This is a genomic window from Acinetobacter wuhouensis (assembly GCF_001696605.3).
In the GTDB taxonomy this organism is placed as follows: domain Bacteria; phylum Pseudomonadota; class Gammaproteobacteria; order Pseudomonadales; family Moraxellaceae; genus Acinetobacter; species Acinetobacter wuhouensis.
The window spans coordinates 3,165,086-3,183,685 of record NZ_CP031716.1; the positions used below are offsets into that span (position 1 = coordinate 3,165,086).

Annotated in this window: 12 protein-coding genes, 2 tRNA genes and 3 rRNA genes; 8 read left to right on the forward strand and 9 right to left on the reverse strand. The window is 39.9% G+C overall.

Going from position 1 to position 18,600, the window contains the following annotated elements; genetic code table 11:
- Positions 1-218 precede the first annotated feature (218 nt).
- Positions 219-1,382, reverse strand: a complete 1,164-nt coding sequence (locus BEN71_RS15725; protein WP_068975176.1) for an acyl-CoA dehydrogenase family protein — start codon at positions 1,380-1,382, stop codon at positions 219-221.
- A 194-nt stretch (positions 1,383-1,576) separates the two neighbouring features.
- Here BEN71_RS15725 and BEN71_RS15730 point away from each other — a divergent pair, with 194 nt between their 5' ends.
- Positions 1,577-4,933: a DEAD/DEAH box helicase gene (locus tag BEN71_RS15730; RefSeq protein WP_068975177.1), complete on the forward strand. Its 3,357-nt coding sequence runs from the start codon at positions 1,577-1,579 to the stop codon at positions 4,931-4,933.
- A 277-nt stretch (positions 4,934-5,210) separates the two neighbouring features.
- Here the strand turns inward: BEN71_RS15730 and BEN71_RS15735 are convergent, their stop codons facing one another.
- From BEN71_RS15735 to BEN71_RS15765, 7 genes are all read right to left on the reverse strand, one after another.
- The gene (locus tag BEN71_RS15735; RefSeq protein ID WP_068975178.1) at positions 5,211-5,516 is read right to left on the reverse strand and encodes an ankyrin repeat domain-containing protein; all 306 of its coding nucleotides are present in this window, start codon (positions 5,514-5,516) and stop codon (positions 5,211-5,213) included.
- Positions 5,517-5,545: 29 nt separating this feature from the next.
- Entirely contained in the window at positions 5,546-6,397 is an 852-nt protein-coding gene (locus BEN71_RS15740) for a hypothetical protein (RefSeq protein ID WP_152033050.1), read from the reverse strand.
- 135 nt (positions 6,398-6,532) lie between these two features.
- Positions 6,533-6,647 (reverse strand): 5S ribosomal RNA (gene rrf / locus BEN71_RS15745).
- 182 nt (positions 6,648-6,829) lie between these two features.
- Positions 6,830-9,721, reverse strand: a 23S ribosomal RNA gene (locus BEN71_RS15750).
- A gap of 337 nt (positions 9,722-10,058) precedes the next feature.
- A tRNA-Ala gene (locus BEN71_RS15755) sits at positions 10,059-10,134 on the reverse strand.
- Between the two features lie 61 nt (positions 10,135-10,195).
- A tRNA-Ile gene (locus tag BEN71_RS15760) sits at positions 10,196-10,272 on the reverse strand.
- Between the two features lie 59 nt (positions 10,273-10,331).
- Positions 10,332-11,870, reverse strand: a 16S ribosomal RNA gene (locus tag BEN71_RS15765).
- Together the 16S, 23S and 5S rRNA genes with 2 tRNA genes alongside form the textbook arrangement of a ribosomal RNA operon.
- 552 nt (positions 11,871-12,422) lie before the next feature.
- Between BEN71_RS15765 and BEN71_RS15775 the strand changes: the two genes are divergently transcribed.
- The 7 genes from BEN71_RS15775 (at position 12,423) to BEN71_RS15805 (ending at position 17,848) form a co-directional block, all read left to right on the forward strand.
- Positions 12,423-13,382 (forward strand): MlaA family lipoprotein, encoded by a 960-nt coding sequence (locus BEN71_RS15775; RefSeq protein WP_068973327.1) that lies wholly within the window; start codon positions 12,423-12,425, stop codon positions 13,380-13,382.
- Between the two features lie 124 nt (positions 13,383-13,506).
- Complete coding sequence (gene gigA / locus BEN71_RS15780) at positions 13,507-14,475, forward strand: RsbU family protein phosphatase GigA (protein WP_068973326.1); 969 nt, start codon at positions 13,507-13,509, stop codon at positions 14,473-14,475.
- A gap of 113 nt (positions 14,476-14,588) precedes the next feature.
- Positions 14,589-15,113, forward strand: coding sequence for an anti-anti-sigma factor GigB (gigB, locus tag BEN71_RS15785; RefSeq protein ID WP_068973325.1), 525 nt, complete (start codon positions 14,589-14,591; stop codon positions 15,111-15,113).
- 36 nt (positions 15,114-15,149) lie between these two features.
- Positions 15,150-15,974, forward strand: coding sequence for a carbon-nitrogen hydrolase family protein (locus BEN71_RS15790; protein WP_068973324.1), 825 nt, complete (start codon positions 15,150-15,152; stop codon positions 15,972-15,974).
- A gap of 99 nt (positions 15,975-16,073) precedes the next feature.
- The gene (locus tag BEN71_RS15795) at positions 16,074-16,661 is read left to right on the forward strand and encodes a hypothetical protein (protein ID WP_068973323.1); all 588 of its coding nucleotides are present in this window, start codon (positions 16,074-16,076) and stop codon (positions 16,659-16,661) included.
- A gap of 99 nt (positions 16,662-16,760) precedes the next feature.
- Positions 16,761-17,186, forward strand: a complete 426-nt coding sequence (locus BEN71_RS15800) for an organic hydroperoxide resistance protein (RefSeq protein WP_068973322.1) — start codon at positions 16,761-16,763, stop codon at positions 17,184-17,186.
- A 212-nt stretch (positions 17,187-17,398) separates the two neighbouring features.
- Positions 17,399-17,848, forward strand: coding sequence for a hypothetical protein (locus BEN71_RS15805; protein ID WP_068973321.1), 450 nt, complete (start codon positions 17,399-17,401; stop codon positions 17,846-17,848).
- 267 nt (positions 17,849-18,115) lie between these two features.
- Here BEN71_RS15805 and BEN71_RS15810 read toward each other — a convergent pair whose 3' ends face one another.
- Entirely contained in the window at positions 18,116-18,559 is a 444-nt protein-coding gene (locus tag BEN71_RS15810; protein WP_068973320.1) for a hypothetical protein, read from the reverse strand.
- Positions 18,560-18,600 lie beyond the last annotated feature (41 nt).

An 18,600-nucleotide genomic window follows, 5' to 3' on the forward strand; every position in this document is an offset into this window, starting at 1 on the left:
TTAGCTCTATAAAAAATCAATTTTTACGCATAAGTTGAATTAATATTGAATGTTCCCTCTCCTTTCAGGAGAGGGTTAGGGAGAGGTTTTCTATTTAAACACCCCTCACCCTAACCTTCTCCAAGGAGAAGCGACTTTCTATTTGAATGTCCCTATCAATCACTAATCATTTTCAACTACTTTAGGAGTCTATTGAAAATACGTGATTTTAAATAAAATCAATACCCCAACTGACGACTCGCAAGATCTTTCATAATTTCCTCTGCACCACCACCAATCATATTCACCTTCACATCACGATAGATCCGTTCAGACTTTGTGCCTCGCATAAAACCCATACCGCCAAGGGTTTGCACTGCTGCATCGGCACAAAATTGCATGGTTTGCGTAGCGACATTTTTCAACATACAAATCTGTGCAATCAACTCATTGCCCTGCAACTCAGGTTTGCCCAAACGATAAGCCGTATCCTCAAGTAGCGCCAAAGTTGTGGTTAAACGAGTCGCCATATCCACCAATTTATGCCGTACCACTTGATGATCAACCAAACGCTTACCGAAAGTTTTACGCTCTTTTGCCCATTCCAAAGCCTCTTCATAACACGTCAATGCAAAACCATAGCTACTCGCTGCAAGGAAAAAACGCTCCATGTTGAAATTATTCATAATCACAAGGAAGCCCATATTTTCCGCTCCCAAAAGATTCTTTGCAGGTACTCTGACATTGTCAAAATGTAAATGTGCCGTATCTGATGCCCACCACCCCATCTTATCCAATTTGGATTTGGTGATACCCTGACTATGTGCATCCACAAGAATCATCGAAATACCGTTTGGTCCTTTGGCATCAGGATCAGTACGCACAGCAACCGTATAATAATCTGCACGTATCCCCGAGGTGATAAAGGTCTTTTCACCACTCAAAATATAATCATCACCATCACGGATTGCCGAAGTTTTTAATGCCGCAACATCTGAACCACCACTTGGCTCGGTAATCGCCAATGCCGAAATTTTTTCACCTGCCAAAATTTGTGTGAGTACACTTTCTTTAATTTCAGGCGAGGCAAAATGATTGATCGGTGGTGCACCGATTGAGTGCGAAAGTAAAGATGCACACAAGCCACCTGAGCCTGTTTTGGCAAGTTCTATTGAGGATAATAAAACGTGAAAAGCATCCGTTCCTGCGATCCCACCATAATTTTCATCAAAACCAATACCCAATAATCCAATATCAGCGGCTTGTTTATAGAGTTCGCGAGGAAAAGTTTCAGTTTCTTCCCATTCATTGACATAAGGTAAAAGCTCTTTTTGAACGAACTTACGAACTGAATCTGCGAATGCAAAGTGCTGATCTGTATAGTAAATTGGATTAGGTTTCATTGTTCTCAGCATCCTGCTTTATTTTATAGTGAACTCATACTGACAGATTTTGATGAATTTGAAGTTGCATAAATGTTCATTTTATTCGAAAAAATATGACAATTTAGCTCAATATTTTTTATTAATTTCAGATTCATTCTGAAAAATCCGTTACACTGTCCCCAACTCTATTTTTGAATTTAGCTTTCTAAATAATGGCAACATTAAATCAATTTTTATCACGCTTCAGTACTGCAACCATTCAACGTAGCGTTAGCTACGTCAAAAAAATTGATTTAAAATCATTAGAAATCTATCCTGACCGCGATAATCTTGTGATTGAAGCACAAGTTCAAGGTACGGATTACTACGAAACAGCTGTTATTTTCAATCCACTCAAAAATAAAATTGTCGATACCGATTGTAGTTGTCCGGTTGGAATCGATTGCAAACATGCTGCAGCACTGGCACGTTATTTTTATGATCATCAAGGGGTTAATCCTTCTGCACCTCAAGCCATTCACAATACGGATCAAACTCAAGCCACCAAAAGTAATCCAAAACTTGGGACTGCAAAGTTATGGCTAGAACAATTTAGAGTACAATTACAGCAAATTAAACATGCTGAAGCTCATCAACACCATCAACTGATTTATATATTTCAACCTAAAAATGGCTCGACCAAATTACAACTGAGTGTGTTCAAAACACGACGTAATAAAGATGGTAAGGTTCGCGACACGACCCTCTATACCAGCTATGACAATGTTTTGAATGAAAAATTAAAAGTCTCAAAACAAGAAAAGAAACTGTTTAGTTCCCTTTACTTCTTTGCCAAGCAAAATTTTAATAATGCACATTTTTATCCGATGTCATGGGATATCTCAGGCATTTATCAGGATCATTTAAAAACTGCGATTCAAACGGGTGAAGTTTACTGCTTAGACATTATCCGACCAGCATTAACATGGTCAGAAGAAACCTATCGAATCGAATTCAATTGGCAATCACGTCCTGATGAAAAAACTGAAAAATTAAAAGCACAGTTTTTTGATCAAGATGATTTTGAAATTTCGACTGAACATGCAAAGCAAATTTATATTGTTCATTCTCATCCACCAAGTTACTTAGATATTTCAAAAAATCAAATCGGTGCACTTGATTCTACATATTCAAGTGAAATGATTGATGAATTGATGAACATGCCGCAAATGCCGGTTGAATTATTGGCAGAGTTTGAGCAAGTGATTCAACCCTATCCAGTTTTTGAAAATTTACCGCAAGCTCAATTTGCGCAAAATATTGAAACATTAACGGGAAAACCAACGCCTATTTTACGTTTCGGCACACATCCACAATATGATCGTTTAGGTCATATGCATCATTATGCTATTGCTGAAATAGAGTTTGAATATCCTGCAGGTCGAATTAAAGCAGGCTTTATTGAAGATAACTTTATTACCAATGTAAATGAAAAAACCATTAAACAACAACGTGATCTAAGTACAGAAAAATCACATATTGATGCCTTAATGCGTTCAGTTAAATCATCGCAATGGATCAGTAAAATCCCTAAGAGTAAACGTCCAGCTTTTGATGCTATCACTGAAAATTCAATTATTTGTGCAGATCCAAATGCATGGATTAGCCAACTTCTTCCTGATAATAAAATTGAATTGCTCGGCTGGAAAGTTGAACATACCAAAGACAGTCTATTTAATCTTAAATCAACGCAAAACATGCAGTTGGCATTGACAGAATCTGAACAAAAACAAGATTGGTTTAATGTCGGTGCAACCATTCAAGATATGAATGGCAACACCTATAACTTAATCGACCTACTCGGTTATGCAGTAGAACGTAATCCTCATCTTTTAGAAGATGATTATATTGATGAACTGAATGAAGATGGTTTTATTGTCGTCTACTTCGATGCAACAGATAGCCAACTTGCGCTTAAAGTGAAAGACATCAAACCAATTTTGGTATACCTAAAAGAAATTTTACGCCATCCTGAATCCGCTTCTTTAGACCAGTATGATGCTGCACAATTTTTAGACCTACAGCATCACTTGGGCATGCCTTGGCATACCAATGAGCGCCTACAGTTATTTGTAGATAAATTGGTAAATAGCTACCAACAGCACATTCCGACACCGAAAGGTTTCCAAGGTGAATTGCGCCCTTATCAACAACAAGGCTTGGCATGGTTACAATTCCTTCGAGAAACTGAACATGGTGGTGTGCTTGCAGATGACATGGGGCTAGGTAAAACAGCTCAAACCCTTGCGCATATTCTTTTAGAAAAACAAGCGGGACGTCTAAATAAAACACCTGCATTGATTATCGCACCGACCTCTTTGATGCATAACTGGCGTAAAGAAGCCGAGAAATTCACTCCTGAACTCAAAGTCTTAGTACTACAAGGTCATGATCGCGTAGAGCATTTCCAAGAAATTCAAGATGCAGACATTGTCCTCAGTACCTATCCGCTACTTGGGCGAGATGAAGAGTTTTTATTACCCCATCAATATCATTTATTGATTTTGGATGAAGCTCAAAATATTAAAAACCCACGTGCAAAAGCATCGCAAGTGGTGCGTCAGCTCAAAGCCAAACATCGTCTGTGCCTCACTGGCACACCGATGGAAAACCATTTAGGTGAGCTTTGGTCACTGTTCCACTTTTTAATGCCAGGATTCTTATATAGTCAGGAATTATTTAATAAAAAATATCGCAATCCGATCGAAAAGCATGCCGATATTAATATTAAAAATAAACTTGTTTCACGTGTAAAACCGTTCATGCTACGTCGTTTAAAAACTGAAGTTGCCAAAGAACTTCCTGAAAAAACCACGATTGAAGTCAATATTGACATGAATGAACAGCAATCTAAATTGTATGAAGCTGTTCGTGCGACGATGCAAAAAAATATTCGTGAATTGATTCAAGCCAAAGGGTTTCATCGTAGCCAAATTCAAATCTTGAGTGCTTTATTGAAATTACGCCAAGTCTGCTGTCATCCAAGTTTATTGGATCTCGATCAAGTTAAATCACAAAATGTAGAATCAGCAAAACTTGAGCAATTATTGGAAATGGTACAAGGCATGGTGGAAGAAGGTCGTAAGATTTTGATCTTCTCTCAATTCACCACCATGTTGCAATTGATTGAAAATCACTTAAAAACTTTAAAAATTAAGAGTGTTAAACTTACTGGGCAAACAAAGAAACGTGATGAAGTCATTACAGCATTCCAAAATGGTGATATTCCAGTATTCCTAATCAGCTTAAAAGCAGGTGGTGTAGGGCTGAACTTAACCGCTGCGGATACTGTGATTCATTATGATCCTTGGTGGAACCCTGCTGCTGAAGATCAAGCTTCAGATCGTGCATGGCGTATTGGGCAAGATAAACCTGTCTTTGTCTATAAATTGATTACCAATCAAAGTATTGAAGAGAAAATTTTAGCTTTACAGAAAAATAAAGCTGATTTAGCTAAATCAATTCTTAGCATTGACCATGAAAATGAAGTTAAATTATCTGAAGATGATGTGATGAGCCTATTAGATTAGTGAAATTTTAAACTTAGCCTTGTCGAATATGACAGTGTAAGCTTTAGCCTACAAACCATGATGACTTTCACGAATATACAGCATTTAAGAAATGTCCTAATCTATAGTTATAGGGAACAGGAAGTTTCCCAGACAAAAACAATAATAAAGCGTCTGAGCATCAGGAATGTGAGATTCGACAGGAGTCAGATCTAACTAACCGATATGAAAGAACCCCATCAGGATGATGGGGTTTATTTTTTATAGCTATTGAAAAACTTCTTTCATTGATTTGAACTTATAAACTTTTTAAATAGTTAACAATATCCTCATTTTCAGCCATTTCAGCAAGTTCAAGTGCAGTATATTCAGCTTTAAAATGAATATTTGCACCTTTTGCAACCAATAGTTTAACAACTTTTAAATGATCGTTTTCAGCAGCAGCTTGTAATGCACTATAGCCTTCATCATCAGTCGTGTTTACATCTGCGCCATCAGCTAAACACTTTTCAACTTGTTCTATATCACCTAAAGATGACCAATAAACAAGTTCAGGAAGATGTAATTCTTCACCATCTTCGGGAGAATAAGTTTCATTTCGAATATACCTATATTCTATACATAAGTTTTATACTATTCCTTATCAATGTATTCAATTTCATCAGCATCAAATTCTGAAATCCTTTTCGTCTCAACACCAAATTTATATTTAGGATGACCTTTAAAACAATATATTGGATTACGCTCTTTCAAATAACGTATTTGATCAAAATCTTCCTTACTAAGCCATACAGAAACAGTACTACCACCTGAACGCCTAACCCCTACTAAATTACTATTAGGATAAAACTTATAAACACTTCCAATTATTTCAGTATATGAGCCTAAATAATATTCGTCTTTAATGGCACTTAAATAATCTTTTGTTCCTGAATCAAAAGCGGCTATCGTTTCCCTGCCTAGCAATGGTGAACCAATACTTATCCCTTCAACGCCACCAACAGTATCTATTCTATTAACAATATTTGCCACTTCAGTATGAATAGCACCTATGAATATTTTTTTATTATCATCTTTTTCTTTCTTCAATCTTTCAATTACATCTCCAGTATAATAACCAACTATTCCTGAAATAACGTAATCGAAAGCTTTCTTTAAAATATCATTGTCTGCAATTAAAGGTACTAAAGCGAACAAATCAGAACCTTTCTTTCGCGAACCAAGCTGTAACGCCAGTTTTTCTCTTATTTCTCGTTTAGGATAGGAACCTTTATAAAGTTTATTTTCTTGTGCTAAATGTGCCTTATGAATAATTCTCTGAATTGCCAATAAGCTTTCTGATAGATCGTAAATGCTCACACCATGTTGCTCTAGGTCACTTCCAGTAAATTTTACGCTTAATAAGCTTTTTTCGAATTGTTCATTTGAGTACCAATCCACATCATCACTCCATAAAATAAAATTAGAATATAAATCAATCAGCAATTTAACACTTTATATAATAGTAAGCCCTTTTACAGGATTTTTTAATACTTTAATCAAATTTAAAATATTTATACTTTTCACCCTACAATAAAAAGCACCCCCAACCATTTCTAGTTGAGGGTGTTTAAATTTAAAAGCTGGCGATGACTTACTCTCACATGGGTAACCCCACACTACCATCAGCGCTAAGAGGTTTCACTTCTGAGTTCGGGAAGGGATCAGGTGGTTCACTCTTGCTATTGTCGCCAGCAAACTGTTTATGGATACTTGCTTAGTCTTACGTGTATGCTAAGGTTTTTTCCAAATGAGTTATTAACAGGATAATTTGAGTTGGTAATTGTATCTAGCTTTTGAACTAAATCAAGGTCAATCATTACTGATTGTTTGGTTTTGAATCGATTGATGCATACAACACAACTGTTTGGGTGTTGTATAGTCAAGCCTCACGAGCAATTAGTATTGGTCAGCTTCACATGTCACCATGCTTCCACATCCAACCTATCAACGTCGTAGTCTTCAACGGCTCTTTAGAGGACATAAAGTCCTAGGGAAATCTTATCTTGAGGTAGGCTTCCCGCTTAGATGCTTTCAGCGGTTATCCCTTCCGAACATAGCTACCCGGCGATGCGACTGGCGTCACAACCGGTACACCAGAGGTTCGTCCACTCTGGTCCTCTCGTACTAGGAGCAGATCCTCTCAAATTTCCAACGCCCACGGTAGATAGGGACCGAACTGTCTCACGACGTTCTAAACCCAGCTCGCGTACCTCTTTAAATGGCGAACAGCCATACCCTTGGGACCTGCTTCAGCCCCAGGATGAGATGAGCCGACATCGAGGTGCCAAACACCGCCGTCGATATGAACTCTTGGGCGGTATCAGCCTGTTATCCCCAGAGTACCTTTTATCCGTTGAGCGATGGCCCTTCCATACAGAACCACCGGATCACTAAGACCTACTTTCGTACCTGCTCGACTTGTGGGTCTCGCAGTTAAGCGCGCTTTTGCCTTTATACTCTACGCGTGATTTCCGACCACGCTGAGCGCACCTTCGTACTCCTCCGTTACTCTTTAGGAGGAGACCGCCCCAGTCAAACTACCCACCAGACATGGTCCTCGTCCCGGATAACGGGACAGAGTTAGAACCTCAATATTACCAGGGTGGTATTTCAAGGACGGCTCCATGGCAACTAGCGTCGCCACTTCAAAGCCTCCCACCTATCCTACACAAGTAAGATCAAAGTTCAATGTCAAGCTGCAGTAAAGGTTCACGGGGTCTTTCCGTCTAGCCGCGGGTACACCGCATCTTCACGGCGATTTCGATTTCACTGAGCCTCTGCTGGAGACAGCGCCCCCATCATTATGCCATTCGTGCAGGTCGGAACTTACCCGACAAGGAATTTCGCTACCTTAGGACCGTTATAGTTACGGCCGCCGTTTACTGGGGCTTCGATCAAGAGCTTCGCTTACGCTAACCCCATCAATTAACCTTCCAGCACCGGGCAGGCATCACACCCTATACGTCCACTTTCGTGTTTGCAGAGTGCTATGTTTTTAATAAACAGTTGCAGGGGCCTGGTTTCTGTGGCTGTCGTCAGCTCAGGAAGCAAGTTCCATCACCAACAACAGCGTACCTTCTCCCGAAGTTACGGTACCATTTTGCCTAGTTCCTTCAGCAGAGTTCTCTCAAGCGCTTTGGTCTACTCGACCTGACCACCTGTGTCGGTTTCGGGTACGATTCCTGTGTAACTGAAGCTTAGAGACTTTTCTTGGAAGTATGGTATCAGCCACTTCGCTAGTAAACTAGCTTGCTATCAGTTCTCAGCATAGAGCACCCCGGATTTGCCTAAGATGCATGCCTACTACCTTTCACCTGGACAACCAACGCCAGGCTGACTTAACCTTCTCCGTCCTCTCATCGCATTACACAGAAGTATTGGAATATTAACCAATTTCCCATCGACTACGCCTCTCGGCCTCGCCTTAGGGGTCGACTCACCCAGCCCCGATTAACGTTGGACTGGAACCCTTGGTCTTTCAGCGAACGGGTTTTTCACCCGTTTTGTCGTTACTCACGTCAGCATTCGCACTTCTGATACCTCCAGCATGCTTCTCAACACACCTTCATCGGCTTACAGAACGCTCCCCTACCACTTACACTTACGTGTAAATCCGCAGCTTCGGTACTATATTTTAGCCCCGTTACATCTTCCGCGCAGGCCGACTCGACTAGTGAGCTATTACGCTTTCTTTAAAGGGTGGCTGCTTCTAAGCCAACCTCCTAGCTGTCTATGCCTTCCCACATCGTTTCCCACTTAATATAGATTTTGGGACCTTAGCTGGCGGTCTGGATTGTTTTCCTCTTGACTACGGACGTTAGCACCCGCAGTCTGTCTCCCGGATAGTACTCATTGGTATTCGGAGTTTGCATCGGTTTGGTAAGTCGGGATGACCCCCTAGCCGAAACAGTGCTCTACCCCCAATGGTATTCGTCCGAGGCGCTACCTAAATAGCTTTCGGGGAGAACCAGCTATCACCGAGTTTGATTAGCCTTTCACCCCTATCCACAAGTCATCCCCTGGCTTTTCAACGACAGTGGGTTCGGTCCTCCAGTTAGTGTTACCCAACCTTCAACCTGCTCATGGATAGATCACCCGGTTTCGGGTCTATACCCAGCAACTATGCGCCCTATTAAGACTCGATTTCTCTACGGCTCCCCTATACGGTTAACCTTGCTACTGAATATAAGTCGCTGACCCATTATACAAAAGGTACGCAGTCACCGAACAAGTCGGCTCCCACTGCTTGTATGCATGCGGTTTCAGGATCTATTTCACTCCCCTCACAGGGGTTCTTTTCGCCTTTCCCTCACGGTACTGGTTCACTATCGGTCAGTCAGGAGTATTTAGCCTTGGAGGATGGTCCCCCCATATTCAGACAAGGTTTCACGTGCCTCGCCCTACTCGTCATCATTATATGTGCCCTTTCGTGTACGGGACTATCACCCTCTACGGTAGCACTTCCCAGAGCTTTCCGCTAAAACACATATAACTTAATGGGCTGATCCCCGTTCGCTCGCCGCTACTGAGGGAATCTCAATTGATTTCTTTTCCTAAGGGTACTGAGATGTTTCACTTCCCCTCGTTTGCCTCGTAACACTATGTATTCATGTTACGATACCTATCTTATGATAAGTGGGTTCCCCCATTCAGAAATCTCCGGATCACAGGATATTTGCCGCCTCCCCGAAGCTTATCGCAGGCTATTACGTCTTTCATCGCCTCTGACTGCCAAGGCATCCACCACATGCACTTAATTACTTGACTATACAACCCCAAACAGTCGCTCATCCCTACAAGTAGGATAATCAACATTACAGTTTGAAGTACTGTGCAACTAAGCACTGTACAGCTTCAATCTAAATTCATATACCAAAACGCTTGATTCAGTTTAATCGCTAGTAACTCATTTCATTTAACTTTCACAATTGCTTGTTAGGTTAATTAAAACGAGTATGAACAATTTATTTCAACTCAAATATATTCTGTTAATGATTAACTACCATCTCGTCGATGCGTAGTAAACTGTGATAAATCACAGAACTTAATAAGCTTATACTTACTAAATTCTATAATCTATTTAGCCCGTACTCTTTAAAATACGTGGTGGAGACTAGGAGAGTCGAACTCCTGACCTCCTGCGTGCAAAGCAGGCGCTCTACCAACTAAGCTAAGTCCCCAGCTTAAGACCAATATATCTAATTTTCTGTATTCAGCATTTTCATGCTTCGTTAGTCAGAATGGTGGGTCTGACAAGACTTGAACTTGTGACCCCACGCTTATCAAGCGTGTGCTCTAACCAACTGAGCTACAGACCCTCAGATACATCAATGAAGAACAACTTGTTGTGGATTCTTACCAATCGTCAATCTTTCGTTAAGGAGGTGATCCAGCCGCAGGTTCCCCTACGGCTACCTTGTTACGACTTCACCCCAGTCATCGGCCACACCGTGGTAAGCGTCCTCCTTACGGTTAGACTACCTACTTCTGGTGCAACAAACTCCCATGGTGTGACGGGCGGTGTGTACAAGGCCCGGGAACGTATTCACCGCGGCATTCTGATCCGCGATTACTAGCGATTCCGACTTCATGGAGTCGAGTTGCAGACTCCAATCCGGACTACGATCGGCTTTTTGAGATTAGCATCACATCGCTGTGTAGCAACCCTTTGTACCGACCATTGTAGCACGTGTGTAGCCCTGGTCGTAAGGGCCATGATGACTTGACGTCGTCCCCGCCTTCCTCCAGTTTGTCACTGGCAGTATCCTTAAAGTTCCCACCCGAAGTGCTGGCAAATAAGGAAAAGGGTTGCGCTCGTTGCGGGACTTAACCCAACATCTCACGACACGAGCTGACGACAGCCATGCAGCACCTGTATGTAGATTCCCGAAGGCACCAATCCATCTCTGGAAAGTTTCTACTATGTCAAGACCAGGTAAGGTTCTTCGCGTTGCATCGAATTAAACCACATGCTCCACCGCTTGTGCGGGCCCCCGTCAATTCATTTGAGTTTTAGTCTTGCGACCGTACTCCCCAGGCGGTCTACTTATCGCGTTAGCTGCGCCACTAAAGCCTCAAAGGCCCCAACGGCTAGTAGACATCGTTTACGGCATGGACTACCAGGGTATCTAATCCTGTTTGCTCCCCATGCTTTCGTACCTCAGCGTCAGTATTAGGCCAGATGGCTGCCTTCGCCATCGGTATTCCTCCAGATCTCTACGCATTTCACCGCTACACCTGGAATTCTACCATCCTCTCCCATACTCTAGCTTCCCAGTATCGAATGCAATTCCCAAGTTAAGCTCGGGGATTTCACATCCGACTTAAAAAGCCGCCTACGCACGCTTTACGCCCAGTAAATCCGATTAACGCTCGCACCCTCTGTATTACCGCGGCTGCTGGCACAGAGTTAGCCGGTGCTTATTCTGCGAGTAACGTCCAAGCATCTTGGGTATTAACCAAGAGCTCCTCCTCCTCGCTTAAAGTGCTTTACAACCATAAGGCCTTCTTCACACACGCGGCATGGCTGGATCAGGGTTCCCCCCATTGTCCAATATTCCCCACTGCTGCCTCCCGTAGGAGTCTGGGCCGTGTCTCAGTCCCAGTGTGGCGGATCATCCTCTCAGACCCGCTACAGATCGTCGCCTTGGTAGGCCTTTACCCCACCAACTAGCTAATCCGACTTAGGCTCATCTATTAGCGCAAGGTCACAAGTGATCCCCTGCTTTCTCCCGTAGGACGTATGCGGTATTAGCGTTCCTTTCGAAACGTTGTCCCCCACTAATAGGCAGATTCCTAAGTATTACTCACCCGTCCGCCGCTAGGTCAGTTACCGAAGCAACTCCCCCCGCTCGACTTGCATGTGTTAAGCCTGCCGCCAGCGTTCAATCTGAGCCATGATCAAACTCTTCAGTTAAAATCATTAGTGACTTAAGGTCACAATTCTGGCTCATCAATTTTCTGACAAATTCTCTCAAATAAACTTCGAGTAATTTAAACCAATCAATCAATGATAATATTTCGATCAATCAATCAGTAAAAATCCACACAAGTTGTTCTTCATATTCTCTTAATGATCTTCTCAATGCTTCGTCAGCATCAAGCTAGGTCGGCTATATTACTCCGAATCTCTTCAAAGTCAACCAGTAATTCAAATTATTTTAAACTTTCTCTCTAAAACCCAACCCAATCAATCTTAACTAAGTCACTGTTTTATCAGAAGTTTTAATCTTCATCACCGCCGATGGATGTGCATTCTACAGTATTTCAGGTCAGACGCAACCCCTTTTAGAATTTATTTTTAAAAAAGTGTGTTGTCTGTTTATTTTTCACTCATAAATCATATTTATTCACATTTTTTGATCAAATTTGTTCTAATACAAATCGAATAACTCTTGTTAGAATATAATTAGCCGTCTTTAATTTGATTATTGACTCATTTTATTTTCAAAATACTTCAAGGAATCGTATGCGTCCTTATCATACACTTTGGGCTTGTTTACTCAGCATTGGCTTAACGAGCCATGTATTTGCTCAAGAAGAGTCATCTACTCAAGAAAATGCAAACAATGCTTTGTCTACAGCGTCTGTTTCGGATGATAAGCCTGCTATAGATGACACAACTACTACAGCAACGTCAAAACATCCGAGATTGACAGCCTTAAAAGAACTTAAGCATGTTACTAAAAATGATCTCAAGGTAAATGCAAATGCGGCTCAACCTGATGCTGTAAAAGACCCATTACAACCCTTAAACCGTGAAGTTTATGCATTTAACGATATGTTAGATCGTAATATTTTCAGACCTATTGCGGTTCAATATAAAGAGAAGACTCCAGAAGATGTTCGCTCTTCTTATAGTTTATTCCGTAAAAATCTAAGTGAACCATGGAATGCAGTAAACCAACTCGCTCAAGGTCGATTTAGTCGTGCAGCAAAATCTTTAGGTCGCTTTACAATTAATACAGTTACTTCTTTAGGTATGGCTGATCCAGCGACACGTCTAGGTTTAGCGACTGAAGAAGAAAGCTTAGGTATGACTTTAGGGTATTATGGTGTTCCAAGTGGTCCTTATTTGATGCTTCCTATTTTAGGACCAAGTACCATTCGTCACGTCGGTGACTATGTTGCCGAAGGTTATGCAAATCCAATTACTTATCCAATGGATGACAATGGTCAAACAGGTTTAATCTGGGGAAATCGTGTTTTAGGCGGTATCAATACACGTGCTAAACTTCTCGATGTTGAAAGCGTATTACAAGGTGATCGCTATGCAGCAATTCGTGACATCTATTTACAACGTTTGGCTTTCCAAATTGCTGAGAAGAAAGGCAAAGGTGAGGAAGCTGTTGCCTTTGTAGATGACGAAGACGAAAGTGATGACGTTACGAGTCCAGATGATAGTACTGACTCTAACACTCAGCAATAAGCTTAATATTTTGTTAAACTTCATTGCTAGTCATTCTTATCGTTTTGCTAGCAATGTCGTGTCATCTATAGTAAATCTATTAAATCACGCTGTTTATCCCCATTAAAGGTCATTCATTTCATTCATGTATTTCATTCAGCCAAGTCGCCAAATTTCAAATCTTGAACAAGTGTTAAATACACTTCCGAGTTTGCAAATGATTACGATTGAAGATATTCATCTTTATGACCCGACCCGAATTGCGATCGCCGATGTGCATGACTTTTTACAACATCAATGGGCACTGCCCACTATTGTTATTGCGCAAGAAAATGAAGGTGCTGAATTGTCTCAAGCATGGGAATTGGGTGCTTTAGCGGGTTGGATTTGGACAAAGCTACCCATCAATCTTGAGGGTTCGCTTTTAAAAATCGATGCGCAATATAAGCGTAACCAAGACAGTCGTGATCTTCCCTCTGCTGCTGAATTACAAAAGAAACTATTACCCAACCCAATTGAACTACAAAATTATAAGGTTGAGACGTTATTTCAACCTTCTGCATATTTGTCTGGTGATTGGTACGATTATTGGAAAATTAGCGATAAAGAAATCATGTTCTATCTCGCTGATGTTTCAGGGCATGGTGTGACCAGTTCTTTACTGACCTCTTGGATGGCGGCATTTCATGGTCGCTCTAAAACACCGAGAGAATTAATCAAAAAACTCAATGGCATGCTCGTTCAAGAAAATATTGAAAAGCACATCACTATGGTTGCTGGTATTCTAAACTTAGAAACCCATGCTTTAAAATGGTCGAGTGCAGGACACTATCCTCCACCGATTATTTTGGAACCGAATCAAGCTCCTCGCGTTTTAAACACCAGTAGTTTCCCCCTCGGTCTCACAGAAGACCTTGAAGTTGAAGAATTCCAATGTACATTAACCAAACATGCTCGGTTTATTATTTGTTCAGATGGTGCGCTTGAACCTTATAAAGGTGGTTTGAACGAACAGTTCGCACAATTGGTCTATGATTTGCAAAATCAATCATTCCGCGCGCCAGATCACGTCGCAGATGATATTGCCATCCTCAGTCTCCGAAGAATGAATTAACTTTACAATCAATCACATATAATAAATTAGACTAATAAGCTATACGCAAATGCTTGAGTATAGAGTTGCGCTATGTGATAATTTTCCTATCCTTCTCTGCAAATGGCATTTATATGTCAACAGGTCATGTTGAATATGCAAGCTTGGATGGAACGCATATCTTCAAACTCATTGGTGAAGTGCGAGCCCAATCTTGTATAAGCTTAGACAAACTTTTGGCGAGGATTGAACAGCAAAAAAACGTCACTGGCGCAATTGTTGATTTAACCCAAACCACATTTATAGACAGTACAGTTCTTGGAATACTTGCCAAGCTTGGCTTAAAGCTGAAACAAGTACACCACATCCAAGCCGTGATGCTGTCCACAAATCCAGATATTACCACTCTAGCCAATAGCATGGGCTTGGGGCAGGTTTTTGTCATTTTAAATTATTGTGGCGACCCTCAGGTCTGCACCAAAGCTTTGATTGACGACAATGTGAATCATAGCACCATGTTGTGTACCGTTCTCGATGCACACAAAACGCTGATGAAGCTCAATGAAAACAACCAAAATATGTTTGAGCCATTGGTTAAACAACTTGAGAAACAGCAAGATACGATGGATTGTGTATCTTCAGATCAGCAAAACGCTTAATCTTTCCAAGTTTGTCATCATTTAAAGGGATTGCACATGACTTTACTTTCTGTTGTTCAAATGAATTCTCAAAATGACATTGAAGCAAACTTCAGTGTGATTGAGTCGTTGATACAACAAAGTAAAGCAGATGGCGCATCGTTGATTGTTTTTCCTGAAAATTTTGTCTGTTTCGCGGCAGGTAAACAGCGTGAAACGGCTGCTCGTTTTGAAGAAATTCAACAGCGTCTGGAAAATTTAGCTCATCAATATCAAATTTGGATTGTTGCAGGGACTTTGCCTTGCCCTTTCCGCCCTGATGGTTCGATCATTGAAGATGGTCGGGTGCGTACCGTCAGCTTATGTATCAGCCCTGAACGTACCGAAGCACGTTATGACAAAATTCATTTGTTTGATGTGCAAGTTGGTGATGCTGTAGGTGGTTATCAGGAATCTAAGTTTTTTGAGCCTGGTACAGACGTGGTTGTTGCGAAAACACCGTTTGGCAATATCGGTTTGATGGTCTGTTATGACTTACGTTTTCCTGAACTTGCTTTAACACTACGTGCTCAAGGTGCAAATATCCTAACTGCGCCTGCTGCTTTTACTTATACCACGGGTGAAATGCATTGGCAGTTGCTTCTTCAAGCACGTGCGATGGACAGTCAATGTCAAGTTTTGGGCGCTGCTCAACAAGGTTGGCATGGTGAAAAGCGTCAAACTTGGGGACATGCAGGTGCGAGCAATAGTCGTGGGCAAATTTTACAAATTACTGATCAAGAAGGTGCACAACTTTTAACTGTGCCTTTTGATTTAGCAGAACAAGAAGTGATTCGTGCGTCTATGCCCTTGATGCAGCATCGTAAGCTGGTTAATTTTTAGTTTAATTCTCAATATTACTTCTAAGAAATTACATCTATTGAATGGCATGAATATTTCGTTTCTAATAGCTTAATTTTTCAATATAAATCAAACAAAATAATGCGCAAAATTCTACTCTTAACTGCCCTATTCTCAGCATTCATCCATAATCCCGTTTTGGCAAAAGATAATCCGCAATATATTAAAGCCAAGCAAAACTTTGAGAAAGAATGTGTTCGTGGACTCGCAACACCTGTTTTACTCAAAAATAAAGTACAAAAACACAGTTTTCAAATTCAATATACAACGGATGATTTTCCGTTAATCTACGGTTTAGAAACAGCGCAATTAGAAAATGGTCAATCCATTCGGCTTGAAAATGTCGGATGTGAATCTTATGGTTTCGACATTCAGTTGATTTTAAATGCACAAAACATTGAAAAAGATCATAAACTTTGTCAAAGCTGTTTAATTCAAGAGTTAAAGCGAATTGCTGTATATTTTCAAACAGATGATCGTGGTTTTTATCTTTATGGAATTAAAGCCTTAGAACAACAATTCTCAAAATATAAAACGTTTAAGGTCAATGCAGAATACCAACTCAAAGGTTCTGAAGAAATGCCTCAAACTTTTTCTTTTGGTAGAATTACAAAACAAAAAAATGGACAATATCTGGTGAGTTTTTTAAATAGCGTAGGTCCGCTTTAAGGCGCAACAATATCTCGCCTAAATTTACAAAAACACTGCTTAGTCTTTCAACATTTTCAGACAGGATAATATTTTCAATAAAACATAAAGGGAAGAATGATGTCTTTAGAAAAAGCTGTTTATACCGCACATGCCAAAGCAACAGGTGGTCGCGATGGTCGTGCAACCTCTTCGGATAATATTTTAGATGTAAAATTGGCAGTGCCAACAGAAATGGGCGGTGCGGGTGGTGGAACAAACCCTGAACAGCTTTTTGCTGCGGGTTATTCTGCATGTTTCTTGGGTGCGATGAAGTTTGTTGCCAACCGTGATCATTTAAAGATTACACCTGATGCTTATATCGAAGGTGAAGTCGGGATTGGTCCAATTCCAACTGGTTTTGGGATTGAAGTGAAGTTAAATATTCATTTGGAAGGCTTGGAGCAAGCTGAAGCACAGAAGTTGGTAGATGCTGCTCATATCGTTTGCCCCTATTCAAATGCAACGCGTGGCAATATTGATGTGACGTTAAATGTGATTGTTTGATTTTTTAAGAAATAATTGGTCAAAAGCCGATTTTTGTAATCGGCTTTTGCAGATAAAGGATGTTTCCTAATTTACTAACAAATTGAAAAATAAAAACTATTTAATTATGATTTCGCATAACGCCCATTATGTTAAAATGACAGACGGCTTTAACAATATCAGTAAATGGTAAACTGCTGATCAAATAATTTTTATTAAGAAATATGTAAAAAATGAATTTTTATTATAGTCATAATGATGGTTTAACCATATTTAATAGTATTCGTGATCGTAAAGATGTACGAAAAGCTGTTGGTATAAATTATAGAGTACTTCCAAAGACCGAATATAATCAAAATTCAGTTGATTCCTTTGGAAAGCTAAGCATAAAGTGTTGGTATGACAAAAAGAATAGACTAACGGAAGTAGAGCTTCACGATTTAGATGCAATGTTTTATTTATTTAATAAACAAGTTTTAGGAATTTCCTATAAAGAATTAACAGCAATATTAAATGAAAATAATATTTGTGTGGTTAAAGATGAAGAGGGGCTAGGAGTTAATATTTTAAAAGATACTATTCGGTTTTACATTCCTGAAATCGAAGAGGAGAGAGATTTTGCTAAAGTTGAATCAATTTGGCTAAAAATTCCCAAATTATTAGATTGTGAAAACAATTGCTAATGTGATCAATTAAAAAGAAATTTAGTCTGATTGAACTTAAGATTTCCTAAAATTAACATAATACACCTTATGCGAAATGGCTATGATTTCTTATTTTAAATCATAACCTTATCACATAGCAAAATACCTAATCTTCACAGGTTAGACTTTTTTATAGATTTTTCACGTTTCGCTCATAGTATTCAACCATTGTTCCACGAATTTAAATAGGTATTTTAAACAATACTCAATCTACAATTGTTAAAAATTCAATAGTTTTGACAAAATTCAACAATCATAACTATCAGCAAAAATCATTACACCTAAACCACTAAATTTCCGAATCATTTCAACCTCATGATAATCAAAATAAGCACCTCTCTCAAAAAATATCTCTTTTTTATAATCAATATTATTTTCTGAATTTAATACTGTTATCAGTTCAGTTGAACCAGAACCTTTTGCTGGCAATGTATTTATTATTTCTAAATGATGTATTTCCGCTAACTTTAATATTCGACAAGCGCTCTTTCCCGCAAAACCTATTTCACCTCGATCATCATTCCGCCAAAGTATATTTTTACATACATAATTTTGATTCACCCAAGAAGGTCGAGATTTCAAAGAAGGATCTTCAATATAGTCATATTTATAAATTTGATAAAAACTTCTGAGAGCAAGAACTTTTAATTGATATCCATCAACGTCAACTAGATCTATCTTTAAATCCATGTATGCTCTCCAATACTAGCTTGTTAATACTAAATTTATCT